The sequence below is a fragment of the Adlercreutzia equolifaciens DSM 19450 genome (genome assembly GCF_000478885.1).
GTDB lineage: Bacteria > Actinomycetota > Coriobacteriia > Coriobacteriales > Eggerthellaceae > Adlercreutzia > Adlercreutzia equolifaciens.
In genome coordinates this window covers 843,924-865,513 of sequence record NC_022567.1, presented here as the reverse complement: position 1 = coordinate 865,513, position 21,590 = coordinate 843,924, and the positions used below count along the sequence as shown (strand labels likewise).

The 21,590-nt window shown below is 66.9% G+C and carries 14 protein-coding genes and 1 pseudogene; 6 read left to right on the top strand and 9 right to left on the bottom strand.

Features of this window, described 5'->3' with window-relative positions; all coding sequences use genetic code 11:
- Position 1: 1 nt before the first annotated feature.
- The 4 genes from AEQU_RS11775 to AEQU_RS03255 all read right to left on the bottom strand — a co-directional run bounded on the left by AEQU_RS11775 (position 2) and on the right by AEQU_RS03255 (position 6,582).
- The gene (locus AEQU_RS11775; RefSeq protein WP_022739502.1) at positions 2-2,497 is read right to left on the bottom strand and encodes an NlpC/P60 family protein; all 2,496 of its coding nucleotides are present in this window, start codon (positions 2,495-2,497) and stop codon (positions 2-4) included.
- Between the two features lie 300 nt (positions 2,498-2,797).
- Complete coding sequence (locus tag AEQU_RS03265; RefSeq protein WP_022739501.1) at positions 2,798-3,385, bottom strand: C40 family peptidase; 588 nt, start codon at positions 3,383-3,385, stop codon at positions 2,798-2,800.
- 391 nt (positions 3,386-3,776) lie between these two features.
- Positions 3,777-5,888, bottom strand: a complete 2,112-nt coding sequence (gene ligA / locus AEQU_RS03260; RefSeq protein ID WP_022739500.1) for an NAD-dependent DNA ligase LigA — start codon at positions 5,886-5,888, stop codon at positions 3,777-3,779.
- Between the two features lie 157 nt (positions 5,889-6,045).
- Positions 6,046-6,582, bottom strand: a complete 537-nt coding sequence (locus tag AEQU_RS03255; RefSeq protein ID WP_022739499.1) for an HdeD family acid-resistance protein — start codon at positions 6,580-6,582, stop codon at positions 6,046-6,048.
- Between the two features lie 184 nt (positions 6,583-6,766).
- Here AEQU_RS03255 and AEQU_RS11770 point away from each other — a divergent pair, with 184 nt between their 5' ends.
- The 3 genes and pseudogenes from AEQU_RS11770 (at position 6,767) to AEQU_RS13120 (ending at position 10,305) form a co-directional block, all read left to right on the top strand.
- Complete coding sequence (locus AEQU_RS11770) at positions 6,767-7,762, top strand: ADP-dependent NAD(P)H-hydrate dehydratase (RefSeq protein WP_051353377.1); 996 nt, start codon at positions 6,767-6,769, stop codon at positions 7,760-7,762.
- Between the two features lie 142 nt (positions 7,763-7,904).
- Positions 7,905-9,476 (top strand): annotated as a pseudogene (locus tag AEQU_RS13125) (histidine kinase dimerization/phospho-acceptor domain-containing protein); the annotation flags it as partial.
- A gap of 262 nt (positions 9,477-9,738) precedes the next feature.
- Positions 9,739-10,305, top strand: a complete 567-nt coding sequence (locus tag AEQU_RS13120; RefSeq protein WP_368853782.1) for an ATP-binding response regulator — start codon at positions 9,739-9,741, stop codon at positions 10,303-10,305.
- Positions 10,306-10,611: 306 nt separating this feature from the next.
- Here the strand turns inward: AEQU_RS13120 and acpS are convergent, their stop codons facing one another.
- The 5 genes from acpS to AEQU_RS03215 all read right to left on the bottom strand — a co-directional run bounded on the left by acpS (position 10,612) and on the right by AEQU_RS03215 (position 18,791).
- Entirely contained in the window at positions 10,612-11,163 is a 552-nt protein-coding gene (acpS, locus tag AEQU_RS03235; RefSeq protein WP_022739496.1) for a holo-ACP synthase, read from the bottom strand.
- Between the two features lie 79 nt (positions 11,164-11,242).
- A complete protein-coding gene (gene glmS, locus AEQU_RS03230; protein WP_022739495.1) occupies positions 11,243-13,090 on the bottom strand; it encodes a glutamine--fructose-6-phosphate transaminase (isomerizing) in 1,848 nt (615 codons plus the stop codon).
- A 259-nt stretch (positions 13,091-13,349) separates the two neighbouring features.
- Positions 13,350-15,800 carry a phenylalanine--tRNA ligase subunit beta gene (gene pheT / locus AEQU_RS03225; protein WP_022739493.1) on the bottom strand — a complete coding sequence of 817 codons (2,451 nt, stop codon included), beginning with the start codon at positions 15,798-15,800 and terminating at the stop codon, positions 13,350-13,352.
- Positions 15,801-16,018: 218 nt separating this feature from the next.
- Positions 16,019-17,080, bottom strand: coding sequence for a phenylalanine--tRNA ligase subunit alpha (gene pheS / locus AEQU_RS03220; RefSeq protein ID WP_022739492.1), 1,062 nt, complete (start codon positions 17,078-17,080; stop codon positions 16,019-16,021).
- A gap of 505 nt (positions 17,081-17,585) precedes the next feature.
- A complete protein-coding gene (locus AEQU_RS03215) occupies positions 17,586-18,791 on the bottom strand; it encodes a coiled-coil domain-containing protein (protein WP_022739490.1) in 1,206 nt (401 codons plus the stop codon).
- 253 nt (positions 18,792-19,044) lie between these two features.
- Between AEQU_RS03215 and AEQU_RS03210 the strand changes: the two genes are divergently transcribed.
- The 3 genes from AEQU_RS03210 to AEQU_RS03200 are packed head-to-tail and all read left to right on the top strand — an operon-like array spanning position 19,045 to position 21,410.
- Positions 19,045-19,335: a hypothetical protein gene (locus tag AEQU_RS03210; RefSeq protein ID WP_022739489.1), complete on the top strand. Its 291-nt coding sequence runs from the start codon at positions 19,045-19,047 to the stop codon at positions 19,333-19,335.
- 2 nt (positions 19,336-19,337) lie between these two features.
- The gene (locus AEQU_RS03205; RefSeq protein ID WP_022739488.1) at positions 19,338-19,784 is read left to right on the top strand and encodes a PIN domain-containing protein; all 447 of its coding nucleotides are present in this window, start codon (positions 19,338-19,340) and stop codon (positions 19,782-19,784) included.
- A gap of 9 nt (positions 19,785-19,793) precedes the next feature.
- Entirely contained in the window at positions 19,794-21,410 is a 1,617-nt protein-coding gene (locus AEQU_RS03200; protein ID WP_022739487.1) for a DNA repair protein RecN, read from the top strand.
- The last annotated feature ends 180 nt before the right edge of the window (positions 21,411-21,590 follow it).

Genomic DNA, 21,590 nt, shown 5'->3' with positions numbered 1-21,590 from the left:
CTTAGAACTCGAGGCCGCGAAGCCACTCGGTGAGCTCGACCAGCGTCTCGTCGGTGACGCCCAGGCGCTGCTCGCGCTCCTGCAGGTACTTCTCCCGTTCTACAAACTGCGCCAGCTGCTCGTCGGAGAACTCCGTCATATCTATGTCGCGCACATCCACGATGCGCTTGGCGAAATCCGGCAGCTTGTCGTTCATGGCGGTGATCTTCACCACGTCGCCCGTGTGCGGCGCCTCCACGTAGTAGCCGTCGCCCAGATACATCGCCACATGGTGAACGTCGCCGCCCTCGGCGAAGAACAGCAGGTCACCCGGCAGCAGCTCCTCGAAGGGCACTTCCTCGCCCACCTCGCACTGATAGTACGTGGTGCGCGGAAGCTCGATGTTGAAGACCTCGCGGTAGCAGTACTGTACCAGACCGGAGCAGTCGAAGCCGTCAGGCGTCGTGCCGCCCCACACATAGGGCACCCCCAGGAAGGAGTTCGCCAGGGCCGTGAGGTCATTCAGTGTGCGAGCCTCGCGCACCGGCAGCGGCTGATGCTTCGCGATGAGCTCCTCGAAGCCCTCAAAGCGCTCGGCGTCGATGGCGTCGGCATGCTGCTGCATGGGGGTGTCCGTGGCCGGAACCGAGGGCTTCTCCAGGTAGACGGGCACATGATAGAGCTGCTCGGCGGCGGCCATCTGCGCCTCCCACTCGGCGAGAGCCTGCTGGTAGTCTTCGGTGCGGGCGATGTAGTCCTCGTACTCGGCCACGAGCGCCTCGTACTCCATCTTGTCGGTGACGGGGTCGAGGTACTTGTCCAGGCCCGAGACCTCGTCTTTGACCGGCAGCACGAAGGTGTCGGTGAGCTCGTAGGTGAGCGGCACGTCGAAGCGGGTGAGGTCGTAGGTCTCGATGAGGTCCTGCAGCTTCTCGGAGTAGAAGATATCCGTGGCGTAGCGGCCCACGAGGAAGTCGCAGGCGTCCACGAAGCTGTCGGAGTTCGACTTGCGCGCTCCCGCGTAGAAATCGCCCATGGAGTTGCTGAGCAGATCGGCGTAGTCGGAAAGCGACTCGTCCACCGTCTCGTACTGGCGGAAGTCGCTCATGATGGTGTAGGTGGCGCCGGTGCCGTCATCCTCGCGGGTGGGCAGCTGCACCGAGTTGCCGTGATAGGTGCCCTTGATGCCGAACAGGTTGTTGTTCGGCGCCTGGGCCAGCGTGGAGTTGCCGGAGGCGGACTCCAGAATGGCCTGGGCGATCATGACCGACGCGTACAGGTCGTTCTCGGCGGCGATGGTGCGGGCCGACTCGCCCACCAGCGAGATGAACTTCTCGGTGGTGAGATCCTCGCTGTAATGGCGCGCCACGTAGGCCGAGTTGTCGATGTGCGTGAAGGAGATGGAAGGCACCGTGACGGCCACCTGCTTGAGGGGCGTCTGGGCCTGGCCCTTGATGACGGCGGCAGTGTGCGACTCGTCCGTCACGCCACCGGCGTTGCCGGGCTTCTGGATGCCGGAATCGACCGGATTGCTCACATCGATTTCGGATCCACCCGGAACCTCGGGGGCTTCGGGAACTTCAGGGGTGTCGGGAACCGAAGGCTGCTCGGGAACCTCGGGGGCGGGCTCTTCGGATTTCGCGACGGCCACCTTGATGACGACCTCGGTTCCGGCGGGAATCTCCGCGCCGGCCTCCGGAAGCGTCTCCAAGATTGTTCCCGCAGGCTCGTCGCTCTCGACTTCCTCTTGCACGTAGGTGATTTTGTTGTCCGTTAAGAAGGCGATGAGAGACTCGAGGGTGACCGTCTCGTCGTTCGCCCAGTCGGGCATGATCAGCGCCTCGGGCTCGACTGCGGGAGGCGTGACCTCGCCCTCGTTGCCCTCGCCCTCGACGGTGCCGCCCGCACCATCGGTGCTCGGGCCGTTAGTGTCCGTGCCCTGGTCCTCGGTGGGGCCGGAATCGCCCTGGTTGGCAGAGCCCGCCTCATCGGGAACCGTCTCGGGCTGGGTCTGCTGAGTCGCCTCGAGCGTCTGCACCATTGCGGCGTTCTGCGCGGCCTCGGCCTGCTTCGCCGCCTCTTCGGCAGCGACACGCTCGGCCTCCTCCAGGCGCGCAGCCTCTTCCTGCGCGGCCTTCTCGGCAGCCAGACGCTCCTCTTCCGCCTTCTGTGCGGCGGCTTCGGCCTCTGCGGCAGCAGCGGCGGCCTCCTGCTGATCGAGAACCCTCTGCATGGTCTCGAAGGTCGGATGCAGGACACCGTACTCCTCAGCGGTCAGAAAGCCCATTTTCGCATCGGCCATAATATCCAAATCGGCCAGCGAGAACAGCTCCCCGGCCTCAATGCGCTCGACGAGCTCATCGTAGCTTTTCGGAAACGCCTTCTCCTGAGCGGTGTGCTTGGCCAAAAGGTCATCATCGGCGTAGCTGGACGTGTAGGTTGCGGCCACGCCGCCCACAGGGGCAACGACCAGCGCCACAGCAGTGAGAATAGATACTGCCTCCCTCGGTGAAGTCATCGTGCCTCCTCTATCGTCGTCGTTTCGCGTTTGCGCATTTGGGTGCGCAAGACCAGGGCAATAAATTGCCTGGAAGCTTGCATTATAACGTGAAGAGAAGGGCTGTCCAGCAGGTATTTTTCCCTGTTGACAGTTGTTGAGCGAAGAAATCAGCAGATCATTTGGCAAGTAAGTTGCTCGCACTGTTGCTGAACTGGCATTTTCTCGCAGAATTCGCACGGCATCATCGCAAAGGCAACAAATATGGTTTTTGAACAATCGGCGCCCTGCGGCCATTTTCGCTGATGAACGGAGTCATCTTTACTCGATGACGCGCTTGGCGAAGTCGGGGGCGAAATAGTCGAAGGTGGCACGCATGACGCGGCCCCCACCCGTGGAGGCGTGGATGTACTCGCCGTCGCCGGCGTAGATGCCCACGTGGTAGACGCCCGAGCCGCGCCCCCAGAACAGAAGGTCTCCCGGCACCAGCTCGTCCAGCGAGACGCCGGTGCCCAGCGCGCTCTGCTCGGCGGCCGTGCGCGGCAGCTCGCGCCCGAGGGCGTGGGAGAACACCCAGCGCGTGAACCCGGAGCAATCGAAGCCCGAGGGCGTCGTCCCGCCGTAGGCGTACGGCACGCCGAGCTGCGCGGCCGCCTCGTCCACCACGGACTGCCGACGTCCCGCCAGCGCCTCGGCCTCGGCCTGCGCCTGGGCGGCCGCTGCGGCCTCGTCGGCCACACCGCCGACGTAGTCACGGATGTCCTGGGCGAAGCTTTCCACTTTGGTAAAGGGGCTTTCCACCTCCGATGCATGGGCCGAAGTGTGGGAGAAGGCGGTGCACAACGCCGCCAGAAGAGCAGCCGCGGCAATCATCCCCGCGGCCTTGATGTGCGCTTTGAACATAACCATGGGGCCGAAGCCTAAAGGAGGAAGACGCGCCCGCCAACCCCCTCCACAACTTGCCCGCCTTCAGTTCACGCCCCGTGCGCGAGAACTAAACCGAACCCCCACGCCCCGTTCACGCCTTCCCCATCCCGAAGTACGCAACTTAGAAATGGCTGACACGTGACAGTTTGGTCTTGACCTGCTATTTCACAGCTCATAGTTGAATGCTGGACGCACTGCATCGAGCGAAGCGACGATGCAAACCGCAAGCAAGGCCGAGCCCGGCGGAGACGCGGGGTGCCCTGACCGAGCGAGTTCCGCAGCGACTGGAACAGCCCAGTGGGCTGTTCCACCAAGCGAGGACTGTCTGAGCGAATCAGGGTACCCCACGGCTCCGCCCCCGGAAGCCCCGCACCTACACCTCGCGCGGAACCTCCCCGGTCTCCAGCAGGTTCAATAGCTGTGCCTCGTCCAGCACGGGCACGCCCAACGCCACCGCCTTGTCGTACTTCGAGCCCGCGTTCTCCCCCGCCACGACGAAGCTCGTCTTCTTCGACACCGATCCCGACACCTTGGCCCCCATGGCCTTCAGGCGCGCCCCGGCCTCGTCGCGGGTCATGCCCGAGTGCGCAAGCGTCCCCGTCAGCACGAAGGTAAGGCCCGCCAGCACCTGGGGCACCTCCTCACCGGGAGCTGCGGCCTCATCGGCCATGGTCACGCCGGCCGCGCGCAACCGCTCGATGACCGACACGTTGTCCGGCGTGCGGAAGAACAGCCACATCCCGTGGGCCACCTTCGGCCCCACGCCGTAGACGCCCGCCAGCTCGTCCTCCCCGGCCGCCGCGAGCGCGTCCATGGAGGGATAGGCCGCCGCAATGGCCTCGGCCGTGGTCTTACCCACGTGCCGGATGCCCAGCCCGAACAGCACGCGCGCAAACGAGCGGCCCTTCGACGCCTCGATGGCCGCCACCAGCTTCTTCGCCACCGTGTGCCCGAGGCGCACCGGCTCCCCGTCGGCCTTCACGCGGCCCATGTCCAGGCTCGCCAGCTCCTCTTCGGAAAGCGAGTAGTAGTCGGCCACGTCCGCCACGCGCCCGCTCTCTACGAGCCGCGAGACGATCTCCTCCCCCATGCCGTCAATGTCCAGCGCCCCGCGGCTCGCCCAATGCAGCAGCCGCTCCAGCGCCTGGGCCGGGCAGTCGATGGAGATGCAGCGGAACGCCACCTCGCCCGGATCGCGCACCACGGGGCTGCCGCAGCTCGGACACACGCTCGGCATCTCCCAGATGCGCGCCTCGGGGCTGCGCAGGGAAAGCACCGGCCCCAGTACCTCGGGGATCACGTCGCCCGCCTTCCGCACGATGACTGTATCGCCCACGCGCACGTCCTTGCGGTGTACCTCATCCAGGTTGTGCAGCGTCGCCCGGGCCACCGTGGAACCGGCCACCACCACGGGCACCAGCTCCGCCACGGGCGTGAGCGCCCCGGTGCGCCCCACCTGCACGGTGATGTCGCGCAGAAGCGTCGTCTTCTCCTCGGGCGGGAACTTGAACGCGATGGCCCAACGCGGCGCCCGAGCCGTGAACCCCATAGCGCGCTGGCGGGCGAAGTCGTTCACCTTCACCACCACGCCGTCGATCTCGTAGGGCAGCGACTCGCGGCAATTCAGGCACTCGCGGCAGAACCCGCGCACCTCCTCGGCGCTCGTGCACAGCCGCACGTCCGGGTTCACGTGGAAACCGGCCTTCCGCAGCCACTGCAAAAGCTCCCACTGGCCTTCCACCTCCAAGGCGGCGTCGTCGGCGATGGCGTACATAAAGGTAGAAAGGTCGCGCATCTTCGTCACAGCCGGATCCTTCTGGCGCAGCGACCCGGCAGCGGCGTTGCGCGGGTTCGCGAACGGGGCGCGCCCCTCCTCCTCGGCGGCGGCGTTCAAAGCCTCGAAGCTCTTCTTCGGCATGTACACCTCGCCGCGAAGCTCCAGCGTCTCCACCCCCGGCGCGATGGCCGCGCGCGCCTCGTCGCGCAGGCGCAAGGGCACGTCGCGCACGGTGCGCATGTTCACGGTCACGTCCTCGCCGGTGGTGCCGTCGCCGCGGGTGGCCGCCCGCACGAGCACGCCGTCCTCGTAGGTGAGCGCGATGGAGCTGCCGTCAATCTTCAGCTCGCAGCACAAAGGCGGAAGCGCCCCTCCGCAGGCCTCGGCGGTGCGCTCCATCCACTCGTCAAGCTCGTCCAAGTCCATGGCGTTGTCGAGCGAGTACATGCGCCGCTCGTGCACGACGGGTGCGAACTGCTCGCCCACATACCCGCCGACTCGCTGGGTGGGCGAGGAGGCCGTCACCAGCTCGGGGTGCGCCGCCTCTATCTCGCGCAGCTCCCGCATGAGCGAGTCGAAGGCCGCGTCCGAAATGGTGGGCGCGTCCAGGGCGTAGTACTGGTAGCTGTGGTGCTCGATCTCGCGCCTGAGCGCCTCGGCCCGCGCCGCCGGATCCTGCCCTTCGAACAGATTGCCCTGCTCCGCCATGATTCCTCGCTTTCCGCATGAAGAGGCCCGGAAGCGTTTCCGGGCCTCGAATCTCTTCGCGCCTATGGTATCACTGGCGCGGCCGTAGTGCCGCCAACTCCTCGCCTAGCGGGCGTTGCTTCCTCAGAGCGCAACTCCTCCCGAGCGTGCGCACTTCCTAGTGGGTGTGGGCCACGATGGTCGCCTGGGGCAGCGACACGCCGTAGACGGCCATCTGCACGCCGCGGGCCATCAGGAAGAAGCCCAAGAACAGCGCGAAGGTGCCCGGCCACAGGAAGAAGGCGATGCCGCAGAACAGCGACACGATGCCGGCGAACAGCACCCAGCCCCAGCCGGGAAGCGCGTCGCGGAAGCGAACCGCGGCCACAATCTCGAAGATGCCGTAGGCCACCACGAAGATGCCCATGACCCAGGGAATCACCACGGCCGACGCTATGGGGTGCACGATGAACAGCACGCCCAAGATAATGTCGCAGACGGCGTAGGCGAGCGCCCAGCCGGACAGCCCCTCGGCCTCGCGGTACTTGAAGTAAGCGTAGGCATCCACGATGCCCGCGGCCAGAAACATGCAGCCGGCAATGACAGCGATGCTCACCAGCGTGAGCCCCGGCACCATGAGCAGCACGAATCCGATGATGACCAGGGCGATGCCCGCGGCGAACAGGCCCCAGTTGCGTCCTACCTTGATGTCCATGATAATCACAACTCCTTAACCCTTTGGCTATCCGCCATCGCAGTGTGCTACGGTGACGATATTCATTCTAGAAGCGGGAACATGAGAATTACGCCGCGCGGCCGTCCCGTTTCCGATAGGATTGCGCTGCGTTGGCGCTGTGTTTCATGAGGGTTTTGCTCATTATTTGGAAGGTGTGGAAGAGATGGAAGACGCAGAGGATCTGAAAGCGGCCCCCGGCCGGAGCAATGCCGAGCTGGCCTGCCTGCTGCCGCACCCGGCCGCCGATGCCAACAAGTACACCCGCGGGCACTTGAGCCTCGTGGTCGGATCGGCCGCCTACCCCGGCGCGGCCTGCCTGGCGGCTGCGGCCGGCGAGCGTGCCGGGGCCGGCTACACTGAGGTGTTCTGCGCCGGGAAATCGATGATCACCGTGCGCGGCTGGCGGCCGTCTTTGGTGGTGCACGACTGGAGAGCGTGGAAGCCGGCCAAGGCGCCGGCGCCCCGGCCGGGCCACCCGACGGCCTGCGTCATCGGCTGCGGCTTCGACGCGGCGGAAACCTCCCTCACCTCGCTTCTCATGGAGACGGTGCGGGGCTGGGAGGCCCCTCTGCTCATCGACGGGGGCGCCCTCGGGCTTCTCGCCAACGCCACCGGCCTGCGCCTGGCCCGCGAGCGGGCCGCCGCCGGGCGCTCGACACTGCTCACGCCCCACGGCGGCGAGGCGGCGCGGCTGGCCCAAGGCGCCCGGGAGGCCCTGGAAGAGGCCGAGGACGCGGCCGCCCGCGGAACGCGCAGCCCCCTCGCGGAGGCTGCGGCCGCCCTCTCCCCCGCAAGCCGCGCCACGCTAGCCGAAGCCGACCCCGCGCCTGCGGCCCTGGCCTGCGCGCTCGCCGAGGCCTACGGCGCCGTCGTGGCCCTCAAAGGCCCCGTGACCTTCATCGCCTCGCCCGACGGCACCGCGGAGGTCATGGACCGGGGCACGTCCGCGCTCGCCAAGGCCGGCACGGGCGACGTGCTCGCGGGCATCATCGGCGCCCTGCTCGCCCAGGGCCTTAGCCCCCGCGACGCGGCGGCCCTCGGCTGCGCCCTGCATGCCGAGGCGGGTCGGGCCGCCGCGGCCGCCCTCACCGACATCTGCGTCGCCGCCGAGGATCTCATCACGCACCTTCCCGATGCCATCCGCGCCATCGAGTCCTAAGGCGGGGCGCTCGCCCCCTCCTATTGACAGGGGTTAATAGCGAATCTCGCCACAATTGCGGCTTTATGGCCTTATACTGAGGTGTCATTGAGAGCAGAAAGGGGAGGCCGTGCACGCCGTCAAAGTCGACAGCCGCAAGATCATGGCCGCAGGCCTGGTCATCGTGGCCGTCTTCGCCGCCGTCGCCATCACGGTGAATCTGTTCTACTTGGGGCAGATCCAGTCCCTCGTGCGCAACACCACGACCACCTCGGTCATGGAGCTGGCCACGGCCCGCGCCCACTACCTGGACGAATGCCTCGCCTCCGACCAGAACTCCGTGAAAAGCCTCGCCCACTTCATCGCCGACGTCACCCCGCAAGAGGCCCGCGACCAGGTGAAGGGCTTCATCTCCACCCACGAGGCCGCCGCCGCCTGGATTCGCTCCAAGGACGGCACCACCTGGTGCTCCTCGAGCGAGACCGACCTGTACGATCCGGCCTTGGAAGACAAGCTGTTCGGCCCGGCCATGGCCGGCGAGACCGGTTCCTCGGAGATGTATCTCGGCCACGCCGGCGAGCGCCGCATCCTCTTCTACGCCCCCATCGTCGACGCCCCCGTCACCGCCGGCCCCGGGACGACCGCCACACCCGCGGATCCCGGCGACGTCCTCGGCGCCGTCTACGTCTCCTACCCCGCCGACGAGCTGCAGAATTCCTACGGCACCGCCTATTCCAGCGCCGGCGCCACCTTCGTCGTCGACTCCTCCGGCACCATCGTGCTCGACGCCAACCGCGGCGCCGACGAGGCGGTCCAGGGCAGCCTTTCGGCCCTCATCAACGACAACGCCGACTCGTCCCAGGTCTCCTCGTTGCTCGCCGGCACCGCCTCCGATACCTCCGGCAGCCTCGTCATGACCCTCGACGGCGCCGACCAGTTCGTCTTCTACACCCCCATTAGCGCCAAAAGCGGCTGGTCGCTCGTGACCATCCTGCCGCTTTCGGTGGTGGAATCCGACGGCACGCAGATCGTCGGCATCACCAACCAGATGGTGGCCGTGCTCGCCGTGGCCGTGGCCGTGGCGGCGGCGGCCATGGTGGCCCTCATGGTGTACCGGCGCCGCCGCGAGCACCGCTACGAGCAGTACATCCAGAGCGTGTACTCGGCCATCGGCGCCAACATCGACACCGCCATCTTCATCGTCGATCGCAAGGAGCGCCTCATCGAGGCCGTCTTCGAGAACACCCAGGACATCCTCGGCATTCCGGCCCGCGACTTCTTCGTCCCCAACGAGCTGTCGCCCAACGAGGCCTACGCCAACGTGGCCGCCATCGTGCACTCCGGCGCCGGCGATAAGGCGCGCACCTGGGAATTCGAGGCGGACAACCCGGCGCTGGGCCGCTCGCAGTGGCTGCGCATGACGGCGCGGCCCGTGATGCTCGCCGAGCGCGAGAAGACCATCTTCTCGCTCACCGACGTCACCGCCGACCACGAGATCCGCGCCCGGCTCGAGCGCGCCGCCACCGCCGCCGAGGACGCCAACCGCGCCAAAAGCTCGTTCCTCTCCTCCATGAGCCACGACATCCGCACGCCCATGAACGCCATCCTGGGCTTCTCCACGCTCATCGACCGCGAGGCCGACAACCCCGCCCACGTGCGCGACTACAACCGCAAGATCGCCACCTCCGGCCAGCATCTTTTGGGGCTCATCAACGACGTGCTGGACATGTCGAAGATCGAGGCCGGCAAGACCACCCTGGCAGCAAGCGCCTTCGCCCTCTCCGGCACCGTGGAGTCCGTCGAGGCCATGATGCGCCAGCAGACCGACGCCAAAAACCAAGTGTTCACCGTGGAAGTGGACAAGGTCGAGCACGACCGGCTCGTCGGCGACGAGGGGCGGCTGCGCCAGATCCTCATGAACCTGCTCTCCAACGCCATGAAGTACACGCCCGAGGGCGGCCACATCCTCTTTCGCGTCGACGGCTCCGCCAAGCGGCATGGCCATCACGAAGAACCTCGTCGATCTTATGGGAGGCACCATCTCCGTGGAAAGCGAGCCGGGGACGGGCAGCACCTTCATCGTCGATCTGGACTTCCCGCCGGCCGGCGACGAGTCGGACGGCAGCGAGGGCGACGGCGGAAAGCGAGTCGGCGACGCGAGCGGGGCCGAAGGGAACGCCCTGGCGCACAAGCACGTCCTCGTGGCGGAGGACAACGCCCTGAACGCAGAGGTCATCACCGCCATCCTGAACATCCACGACGCCACCTGCGAGGTGGCCGCCAACGGCGAGGAGGCCGTGGCGAAGTTCGGGATGAGCGCCCCGGGCACCTTCGACATGATCTTCATGGACGTGCAGATGCCCGTCATGAACGGCCACGACGCCGCCCGGGCCATCCGCGCGATGGATCGCCCCGACGCCGGCACCATCCCCATCATCGCCATGACGGCCAACGCCTTCGCCGAGGACGAGCGCCAGGCCCTGGCGGCCGGCATGAACGCCCATGTCGCCAAGCCCATCGACGTCCACGCCCTGGAACGCGTGGTAGCCAAGCTGTCGCAATAGGGCAAAACCGACCTGTCGCGTTAGCCGCATTTGTCTGTTCGCTTCGCAAAACTCAGCAAACCTCGGGACAAAACATAAAATGCGTCGCAAATGTCGAGAAAATCACGATCGTGCGAGTTCCGAGAAGAGAAAAACTCGCACGATCGTGATTTTCTCCGCAAAATGAGTCAACGAAGGCGCTTCAGACTCGCACAATCGCACTTTTCTCTGCACGAAATGCTGAAAAGTTGTCCCGAGGGCTTGCTTTGGGATATCGATGGTTGCGCAGGAAGGTGGATCGACAGCGGGTTTCGAAGATCGCCCATTCTACCCGGCTGCAAGCGCTCCCGGGAGGTCGTCCAGCAGGGAGCGGGCGTCCTTGAACTGGCGGGTGAGCTCCTCCATGGGGTCGCGCCGCCGCTCGGTGGCCGCCACCGACTCCTCGGTGATGGCCATGGCGCAGGCCACGGCGTCGGTATGGGTGTAGGACAGCGAGAGGGGAATCTCCCGCACGCCCTGTTCCCGGGCCACTTCGCGGGCGCGTCCGGTGAGCACCACGTAGGGGCGCCCCTTGCTCGTGCGGCGTACTTCCACATCGAGCCAGCCGATGCCCTCGGAAAACCCCGTGCCGAGCGCCTTCAGCACCGCCTCCTTGGCGGCGAAGCGGGTGGCGTAGTGCACTTCGGGATGAGCATGGGAGTCGCAATAGGCCCGCTCGGCGGCGGAGTACACCTTCTCCACGAAGGCCGGCGAGCGATCGATGATCTTGCGCATGCGCGCGATTTCCACGATGTCCACGCCGAGGCCCACTTCCTCGTTGGGCACGTCCATGGCAAGCGCGCCATCGACGGCGGCTTGGGATTTCTTCGATCGGGCCACTCCATCTGCCTTTCAGATCATCGGGGATACGCAAAGGCGCCGCCTCGGGGTCGAGCGCGGCGCCGAAAGAGATTCGAAGCTATTCGACCGTCACCGATTTCGCGAGATTGCGGGGCTGGTCCACGTCGCAGCCGCGTTTGACGGCCACGGCGCGCGAGAGCAGCTGCAAGGGCACGCTGGCCGTGATGGGCGAGAAGGCGTCGCGCACCTTCGGCACGTAGATGACGTGGTTGGCGTGCTTGGCGATTTCCTCATCGCCCTCGGTGGCCACGGCGATGATGCAGGCGCCGCGGGCCCGGGACTCCTGCAAATTCGACACCACCTTGTCGTAAACGGGGCTCTTCGTCGCGATGGCCACCACGGGGAATCCCTCGTCGATAAGGGCGATGGGGCCGTGTTTCATCTCGCCGGCGGCGTAGGCCTCGGCGTGCAGGTAGCTGATCTCCTTCATCTTAAGGGCGCCCTCGTAGCTGGTGGCGGCCCCCATGCCCCGGCCGATGAACAGGGCGCTTGTCGCGTCCACCATGGCGTCGGCCGCCGCCTCCACCGCCGGATCGCAGTCGGCGAGGATGCGCTCGACCTGCTCGGCGGTATCGGCCAGCTCGCTGAACAGAAGCTTGATCTGCCGGCCGGTCAGCCGGCCCACCGCCTGGCCGAGCAGCATCGCCAAAAGTGTGAGGGAGACGACCTGCCCCAAAAAGCTCTTCGTGGAGGCCACGGCGATCTCCTTGTTGGCCTTGGTGTAGATGACGCCGTCGGATTCGCGGGCCACCGGGCTTCCCACCACGTTCGTGATGCCGAAGACCTTCGCCCCCTTCACGCGGGCGTCGCGGATGGCCGCCAGCGTATCGGCCGTCTCGCCCGATTGCGATACGGCCACGACCAGCGTCGTGGGCGTGATGATGGGATTGCGGTAGCGGAACTCGCTGGCGACCTCCACCTCGCAGGGGATGCGCGCCCAGCTCTCGATGAGGTTCTTGGCGATAAGGCCCGCATGGTAGGAGGTGCCGCACGCGATAATGTAGACGCGATCGACCAGGTTGAGCTCGGCCGGCGTCATGTCCAGCTCGTCGATGACCAGCGAGCCAGCGACCAGGCGGCCGGCCAGCGTATCGCGGATGACGCGGGGCTGCTCGTGAATCTCCTTCAGCATGAAGTCGGGGTAGCCGCCCTTTTCGGCGACGTCGAGATCCCAATCGACATGGGTGACGTCGGGCTTAATGGGGTTGCCGGCCTCGTCGTAGTACTCGATGCCATCGGGGCGCAGGCGCGCCATCTGCCCGTCGGCGAGCACCACCACATCACGCGTGGCGTCGATCATCGCAATGATGTCGGAGGCCACGTAGCTGCCGGTCTCGCCGCAGCCCACCACGATGGGGGAATCCTTGCGGCAGGCGATGATCGTGCCCGGCTCGGCATCGGCCATGACGGCCAGACCGTAGGCCCCGACGAGCCGCGCGGCCGCCTCGGCCACCGCCGCACGCAGGTCGCCGGTACCTTCGGCGAGCATGCGGTGGTAGGACTCCTCCACGAGGTGCGCCACCACCTCGGTATCCGTCTCGCTCTTGAAGACGTGACCGCGACCGACGAGCTCCTCGCGCAGCTCGGCGAAGTTCTCGATGATGCCGTTGTGCACCACGGCGATGTCGCCGGAGCACGAGGTGTGCGGGTGCGCGTTGGCCTCGCTCGGCTTGCCGTGGGTGGCCCAGCGGGTGTGCCCGATGCCGCAGGTGCCCGTCATTTCGAAGTGGCCGAGGGTGTGCGCGAGCTCGGCCACCTTGCCCTTGCGGGTGATCACCTGAATGCCGCCGTCCTGCTCCACGGCCACACCCGCCGAGTCGTAGCCGCGGTATTCCATGCGGGTGAGCCCCTCCACCAGGATGGGAGTGGCGCTCGCCTCACCGGTATAGCCGACGATTCCGCACATAAATGCTCCTTTATCGAAAGCGGGCGGCACGAGGCCGCCCTCACTCATTTGCCGGTTCGCTATTGTACCGAAGGGGCGCCGTCCCCGGCCGCCTTCCACGAAAAGCCCGTCTCGACCGCTGCCGGATCAAGCGGAAACACGGGGTGTTCTGACCGAGCGAGTTCCGCAGCGAACAGGACAGGACTGAATGTCCTGTCCTGCAGAGCGAGGACTGCCTGAGCGAATCAGAATACCGCGTGGTTCCGCCTTCGCCCGACGCCTACCCGCGGATCTCGGCGCCGGTGGCCTTTTCCACCTTCGACACGAGCTTGCCGTGGGCGCGCTCCACTTCCTCGCTGGTCAGCGTGCGGTCGGGCGCGCGGTAGACGAGGCTGTAGGCCATGGACTTCTTGCCGGCGCCCACGCGCTCCGCATCGCGGTACACGTCGAACAGCGCCACGGATTCCAAGAGCTTGCCGCCGGCCGAGGTCATCACCTGGACCATCTTCTCGTGGGGCACGTCCTCGGCCACCACGAAGGCCTGATCCACCGTGACGGCCGGGAAGGTGGGCACGTCCACGTAGTCGCGGGCCGGGCGGCACGCGCGCACGAGCGCCGCCACATCAAGCTCGAAGGCCACCACGGGAGGCTCGGCCCCGAAGGCGTCGGCCACGAGCGGATGGATCTCCCCCACCCAGCCGATAACCGCCCCGTTCGCCATCATTTCGGCGGCGCGGCCCGGCTGCAGCTGCGGGGCCTCCTCGGCGGAAAGCGCCCGGAAGCGCACTTTGGGCAGCGCCAGCTCGCGGGCCAGGTTCTCCAGCACGCCCTTGGCGTCGAAGAAGTCGAAGGGCACCGCTGGTGAGTTCCACGCCGCATCGCGCATGGAGCCGGCCAGAACGCCGGCGAGCTTCTTGCGCTCCTTGGCCTTCTTGCGGCCCTCGGCAGCGGCGAACACCGTGCCGATCTCGTAGAGCTGGATGTTCTTCACGCCGCGGGCCTGGTTGTAGGCCACCGAGCGCAGAAGCCCGGGCACAATGGACTGGCGCATGACCGACATGTCCGCATTCAGCGGGTTCAGAAGCTCCACGGCCAGCCCCAGCCCCTCGGCGGGCAGGCGCAGCCGCTCGATGTCGCCGGGCTCGGCGAAGGAGTAGGTCATGGTCTCGTTCATGCCGGAGGCGCGCAGGGTGTCGTTGATCACGCGCACCGTCTCCTGCTCCGGCGTGCGCGCGCCCACGCGCTCACGGCCGCCGGGCAGCGTCGGCGGGATGCGGTCCATACCCCACAGGCGCAGCACTTCCTCGTACAGGTCAATCTCGCGCTCCAGGTCGGGGCGGAAGGTGGGCGGCAGCACCGAGAGCACGGAGGGGTCATCGGTGGCCTCAACGGCACAGCCGAGGCGCACGAGAATGTCCTCGATGAAGTCGGCGGGAATGTCGGCCCCCATCATGGCCACAAAGCGCGGAATGCGGAAGATGAGCTCCGGACGGGCGGTGGGAAGCTCGTATACGTCCACCACGCCGGGACGCACGGTGCCCCCGGACACCTCGGCCAGAAGCGCCGCCGCAGCCTGGGAGACCACTTCGCACAAGTGATCGTCCACGCCGCGCTCGTAGCGCATGGAGGCCTCGGAGATAAGGCCCAGGTTGCGGCTCGTGCGGGAGGTGCGGCCGCGCTCGAAGGCGGCGGACTCCAAAAGCACGCAGGTGGTCTCCTCGGTGACCTCGCTGTTCTCGCCGCCCATGACGCCGGCGAGCGCCACGGCGCGCTCGGGGGTGGCGATGACCGTCATGTCGCTCGTCAGCTCGCGGTCCTCCCCGTCCAGGGTGGTGAGGTGCTCGCCGTCGGCGGCGGCGCGCACGACGATATGGGCGCACCCGTCGGCGCTGGCCACTTTCGCGAAATCGAAGGCGTGCAGCGGCTGGCCGTACAGGTACAGGATGTAGTTCGTCACGTCCACGACATTGTTGATGGAACGGCCCCCGGCAGCAGTCACGCGCTCGGCAAGCCATTCGGGGGAAGGCCCCACCTTCACGTTGTCGATGACCCGGGCGGTGTAGCGCGGGCAGCGCGCGGCATCGGGCACCTCAACGGTGACGGCGGCCGCCACGTCCTCGCCGGCGGTCACGGCGGCCAGTTTCTCCACGTCGCCGGAAAGCGGCCAGGCCACCGGCTGCTGGTACATGGCCCCCACCTCGCGGGCCATGCCCACCATGGACAGGCAGTCCGGCCGGTTCGGCGTGATCTCCAGGTCGAGCACGGTATCTCCCGCGCCCATGAAGTCCGCCATGGACTGCCCCACCGGCGCATCGGCGGGAAGCACCCAAATGCCGGAATGATCCTGGCCGAGCCCCAACTCGCGCTTCGAGCAGCACATGCCGCAGCTCACCACGCCGCGCAGCTTCGATTTCTTGATCTTGAAATCGCCGGGCAGCACCGCGCCCACGAGCGCCACGGGCACCTTGATGTCCGCCGCGATGTTCGGCGCCCCGCAGACGATCTGCACGGGTTCCTCGGCGCCCACATCCACCGTCACCACGTGCATGTGGTCGGAATCGGGATGCGGCTCGCAGGTGAGCACGTGCCCCACCACAACGCCCTCGAAGGCCTCGCCGGTCTTCTCCACGCCTTCCACGCCCGTGCCCGTCAGATCGAGCCTGTCGCAGAACGCCTTCAAATCCTCCGGCACCGCCGTATACTCAGAAAGCCACTTCAAAGATACTTTCATACTGGTTTCTTCCTCTTAATCGCCTGTCTCATTTGACAACAAGATTTCTAGCCGGTTCTATTCCACTCTCCACCATGGGAATGCGCAGAGGGATTTCGAGTGGTGCTCACCAAGCGAGTTCCGCAGCGAACGGAAATGCCCAGTGGGCATTTCCGCCGAGCGAGGACTGTCTGAGCGACTGAGCACTACTCGGAAGCCCGACCCCGGCAGAGCTACAACTAAAATTGCCGCAAGAACCGCATGTCGCCTTCCAAAAGCATACGCAAATCCGGCACGTCGTACTTCAGGCAGGCGATGCGCTCCACCCCCATGCCGAAGGCGAACCCCGAGTACTCCTCCGGGTCGATGCCGCTCATGGAAAGCACGTTCGGGTCCACCATGCCGCAGCCCAAAATCTCGATCCAGCCGGTGCCCTTGCACATGCGGCAACCCTCGCCGTGGCAGATGCCGCAGCTCACGTCCGCCTCGGCCGAGGGCTCCGTGAACGGGAAGTAGTGGGCGCGGAAGCGCGTCTTGCGCTCGGGCCCGAAGATCTGCTTGCACACGTAGTCGAGGGTACCCTTCAGGTCGCCGAAGGTGATGCCGCGATCCACCACGAGCCCCTCAATCTGGTGGAACTGCGGCAGATGCGACGGATCGGCCACATCGCGGCGGTACACCTTGCCCGGGGCGATCATGTAGATGGGCAGGTCCCAGTCCTCCATGACGTGCACCTGCACGCCGGAAGTCTGGGTGCGCAGCAGCACGTCGGACTCGCCGCGCACCCGCGAGGTGTCGCCGGACAGATCGTGCACGTAGAAGGTGTCCTGCATGGAACGGCTCGGATGGTCGGCCGGGGCGTTCAGGGCCGTGAAGTTGTAGTAGTCGGTCTCGATCTCCTCGCCTTCCACCACTTTGTAGCCCAGGCCCAAGAAGATGTCGGACACCTCGTCGATGATGCCGTTGATGAGGTGGCGGGTACCCACCTGCTGGGCGCGGCCGGGCAGCGTCACGTCCACGGCCGCCGCCCCCATGGCCGCCTCAAGCTCGGCGGCATCGAGTGCCGCCTTGCGGGCGGCCAGCGCCTCTTCCACTTCCACGCGGGCCGCGTTCACGGCCTTGCCCACGCTCGCGCGCTCTTCAGCGGGCACCTGGCCCATGGATCTCAAATACCCAGTCAGCGTGCCGGACTTGCCCAGCACCGCCACGCGCACCGCCTCGAGCGCCGCCGACGTGTCCGCCGCGGCGATTTCGGCCAAGGTGCGCTCACGCAGCGCCGCCAACTCCTCTGCGATTGCCATAAGGTTCGCCTTTCTTCTCGAGCCAACAAAAAAAGAGCCTTCTTCCGTCCCGCCTGGGGCCGCTTGCGGCTTACCAGGAATCCAAGGACGGGAGAAGGCTCTCGCGGTACCACCTCGGTTGGCAACGCACCCGCGCACCCATTGGGTGGCGATGCAGCGTCGCCCGCTTGTTCGCGCTCTGTGACGGGAGCACCCGGCACCCCTACTGGTCGCCTCGCCGGTGAGCGTTCGCGTTCGGGAATGCTGCTCGGAAGGGAATAAGACGCACTCAGAGGGTCGGACTCTCTCAGCCGGTGAAGCCCTTCTCTGGCGACCGTGACGCGCGTCCGCTGTCTTCGTCATCGCATGTAACGCCACAGTATAACGCACTTCGAAGCGGAACGAGCGCAGAACTTTCCCGCGCCCGACAGACGGGAAGCGGGCCGCGGGCGCGCGGAGGCAGACGGGGAGCGGGCTCCGGCGAGCCGCGAAGAGGCGCGGCGCTCCAGTGGCGCGGCGAGGCGCCCTACAGGAAGCGGTACTTGACGGTGCGCAGGCCCCAGGCGCGGCAGCTGGAGAAGCCGAAGGCCTTCCACACGCCCGGCTGCAGATCGAGGACGCGGGAACCGCCGCCCATGGAGCCGCAGTCGTTCACCGTGGCATACACGGTCTGACCGCCGTAGACGATTTCCACCGTACGTCCGAAATAACTGCGGTAGTTCGGCATCGACTTGGGCACCGCCACGCCCATGGAGTTGTCGTCGCAGACGGCGCCGGTGGACGTGGTGCCGGGGTTCGGCGTGTTCGGATCGGTGCTGCCGCCGTAGGCCGAGGCCACGCCTGAAAGCCACCCTTCCTCCGACGAGCCGCCGGATCCGCCCCCGTTGCCGGAGCCGCCGGAGCTGCCGGAATTCCCCGATGATCCCGAGCTGCCGGAATCGCCAGAGCTACCCGACGAGCCGCCGTTATCGGAGGGGCCCTCGTCGTCGGAGACCACCGGCTCGCGATCGCCCGTATTGGCGTCGGGGCTCTCCTGCACGGCCGCGGCCGCCGCTGCGGCGGCCTCCTCTTCCTGCTTGCGCAGGGCCTCGGCCTGAGCGGCGAGCTCGGCCAGACGGGCCGCGTGCTCCTCCTGAGCGCCCTCCAGGCGGGCCGTGGCATCCTCCACGACGCTTTGGGCCTCGGCGCGCTTGGCCTCCTGGGCCGCCAACGCCTCTTCCTGCTCGTTCTTCTGGGCGTTCAGCTCGTCGCTCACGTCGTCGAAGGCGCGCTTGCGCTCCTTCTGCTCGGCCACCTCGTCGGCCTGATAGGACATGATCTGAGTGACGTACTCCATGTTGCGGAGCAACTCGTCGAAGTTCTTCGAATCAAGGATGAGGCCCAAAAGCCCCATGGAACTGCCGTCGCGGTACTCGCCCACGGCCACCTGGCCTAAAGCCGCGCGCCCCTCGAGCATGGCCTGCTGGGCCTCCATGGCCGCCGCCGCCGTCTCGTCGATCTTGGTCTGCAGCTCGGCCACCTCAGCGGTGAGCTGCTCGTACTCGCTATTGATCTGGGCCATGCGGGATTCGGCCTCATCCAGCGTGGCCTGCGCCGCATCCACGGCAGCCTGAGTGTCGTCGGCAGGATCGGCCGCAGCCGGAACCGCGCCGATGCCGACGAGGGAGAAGGCGAGCAACAGGGCGAGAAAGACCCTCGTCGCTTTTCCTTTTCCGAACGCTCGCTGTGCCAAGGTTTCCCTTCCGTTCTGCCATTACGCCGCAGCTTGCCCCGGGCGAACACGCCGACCGGTGCGCTGCATCGCTCCATCTTCCCCAAATCGACCGACCGAGGCAAGCGTCTTGCCGAAAAAGACACGAGCCGTCGACTCCTTGTCCATGGAGCATAACACTTTTTGACCATAATGCAAATACTTGTTCGTATTATTATTGCAATTTGTTCGGTGTTCCGTTATACTGCGCCAAAAGTAAGAGAAAGGAGCGGCCATGCACGCCATGGTAACGGCCCGAGTGCCCCTGGAAATCCGCGACCAGGTGAACGCGAAGCTGCGGTCCATCGGCTCGTCGCCCACCGAGCTGGTGAACGCCGCCTACGATTACGTACTTGCCACCGGCGAGCTGCCCGATGCGCAACGGGGAGAATCTCCCCTTCGCATCACCCTCACCGACGCCCAGGCCAACGAGCTGCGCTTCCGCTTGCGCCAGGCCACGCGCCCCGTACCGGCGTCGTTCTGGGAGGCCCGCGACGGCGCGCCCGCAACCAGGGAAGGAGAATAGCCATGCGCCTGCTCATCGATAGCGACGTTCTGCTCGACTTCATCGGCGAACGCGAGAGCACCGCCGCCGCCTGGGTGAAGCTCCATGCCATGGAGCTGGCCGGGGCCGCGGAGCTGTGGGTCTCCGCCGAGGCCTTCGGAGAGGTGCGCGCTGCCCTCGCCGAGGCCCTCTCCGACCACGACGCCCGCTCGGCTTTGCGCTCGGCCATGGCGTTTCTGTCCGTGTGCTCGATCGACGGCCCCGACGTGCGCTTCGCCCTGGAGCACGAGGGGCTGCCCTATCGCGCGGCCCTCACCGAATCCTGCGCCCGCAAGCTGCAGGCCGACTTCATCGTCACCCACGGCGGCGAGGTATCCGTCTCCCGGGCCGTGCGCCGCGTGGCCCCCGACGAGCTGTTCAGCGTGCTTGAGGCGGAGCAGGGCATCGTCTTCGACGTCATCGACTTCTAGCGGGGAACCATGATCGACGAAATCCAAGTGAAGGACGTGGCCCTCATCCGCGAGGCCTCCCTTTCGCCCTCCCCCGGTCTCACCGTCCTCACCGGCGAGACGGGCGCCGGAAAGACGGCGCTCGTCAGCGCCGTGAAGCTGCTCGTCGGCGAGCGCGCCGACAGCTCTTACGTGCGCGAGGGGGCGAAAAACGCCGAGGTGCGGGGGCGCCTGTTCCCTTCCGATCCCACCGCCGATGAGCTCGTCGCAGTGCGCAAGGTCAGCGCCGACGGGCGCAGTCGCGCCACCATCAACGGAACCATGGCCAGCGTGTCGGAGCTCGCGCGCACGGTGGGGCCTTTGGTGGAGCTCTGCGGGCAGCACGAGTACCAATCGCTGCTGAAGCCGGCAGAGCACGGCCGCATCCTCGATGGTTGGGCCGATCTGGAAAGTACCGTAGGGGCGGCCTTTCGCGAGGCCCTCGCCGATGCCCGTGCCGCCGAGGCGGCCCTGGAAGAGATGAGGGCAACGGCGAGCGCCTCCAACACGCAGCTGGAGGAGGCCCGCTTCACGCTGCAGCAGATAGAGGCGGTGAACCCCGAGGGCGGCGAGTACGAGGAAACGCGCGACTGGCTCGCCCGGGCCGAGCACGCCGAGGTGCTCGCCCGCAACTCCCACGGAGCCGCCGAGGCGCTCTCCAGCGACGGCGGGGCACTGGACGCCCTGAACACGGCCATCTCGCTCATCGAGGAGGCCTCCCGGGCCGACGAGTCGCTGGCGCCCTTCGCCACAACGCTGAGGGAAACATGCTTTGTTGTGGAGGACGTCGCCCGAGATATGGCCGGCTACTGCGACTCCATCGATTTCGACGGCGAGTCTTTGGCGGCGGCCCAGGAGCGCATGGGGCAGCTCATGGGCCTCATGCGCTCCTTCGGCCCCACCATGGAAGCCGTCTTCGAGCGCTGGGACGCGGCGGCGGCCCTCGTCGGCCTCATCGACGACGCCGATGAGAACCTGGCCCGCGCCGAGGCGGCGCTGGAAGCGGCCGAGGCGGCGCTAGCCCAGGCGGCGGCCGCCTACGACGCCGCCCGCGCCGAGGCCGCCCCGCAGTTCGCGGCAGCGGTCAACGAGGTGCTCGGACGTCTGGAGATGGGAACGGCGGCGCTGGTGTGCACGGTGGAGCCGCTGCCCCGCGAAAACTGGAGCACCGCGGGCAGTGCGAGCGTCGTCTTCGAGTTCAAGCCCGGCGCCTCCATGCAACCGCGTCCCTTGGCCCGCATCGCCTCCGGCGGTGAGATCAGCCGCGTCATGCTGGCCATCAAAGTGGCCTTGGGCGCGAAGGACGGAACCGAGACGCTTGTCTTCGACGAAGTGGATGCCGGCGTGGGCGGCAGCACCGCCAATGCGCTCGCCACCGTGCTGGCCGAGCTCGCGAGCAGCCATCAGGTCATCGCCATCACGCATCTGGCTCAAGTGGCCGTGCTCGCCGATGCCCATTACACGGTGACGAAGACCGCCGGCGATGCGCCCGAGACCATCCTCACCCCCGTCACGGGCGATGCGCGCGTGGCCGAAGTGGCGCGCCTGCTATCGGGCACCGCCACCGAGACCTCCCTCGCCCACGCCCGCGAGCTCCTCAGGCAATAACCCGGCGCTTCCGCACAGATCGGCCGCTACCCCCGGCAACGGCCATGCTCGCAGCCATCCGTCCCCCGTAGGGGCAGACCTTGGTCTGCCCTCCCAGCAACGGCCATACGTGCATCCCCACCCGTAGGGGCAGACCTTGGTCTGCCCTCCCGACAATGGCCATGCTCGCGACAAGGGGCG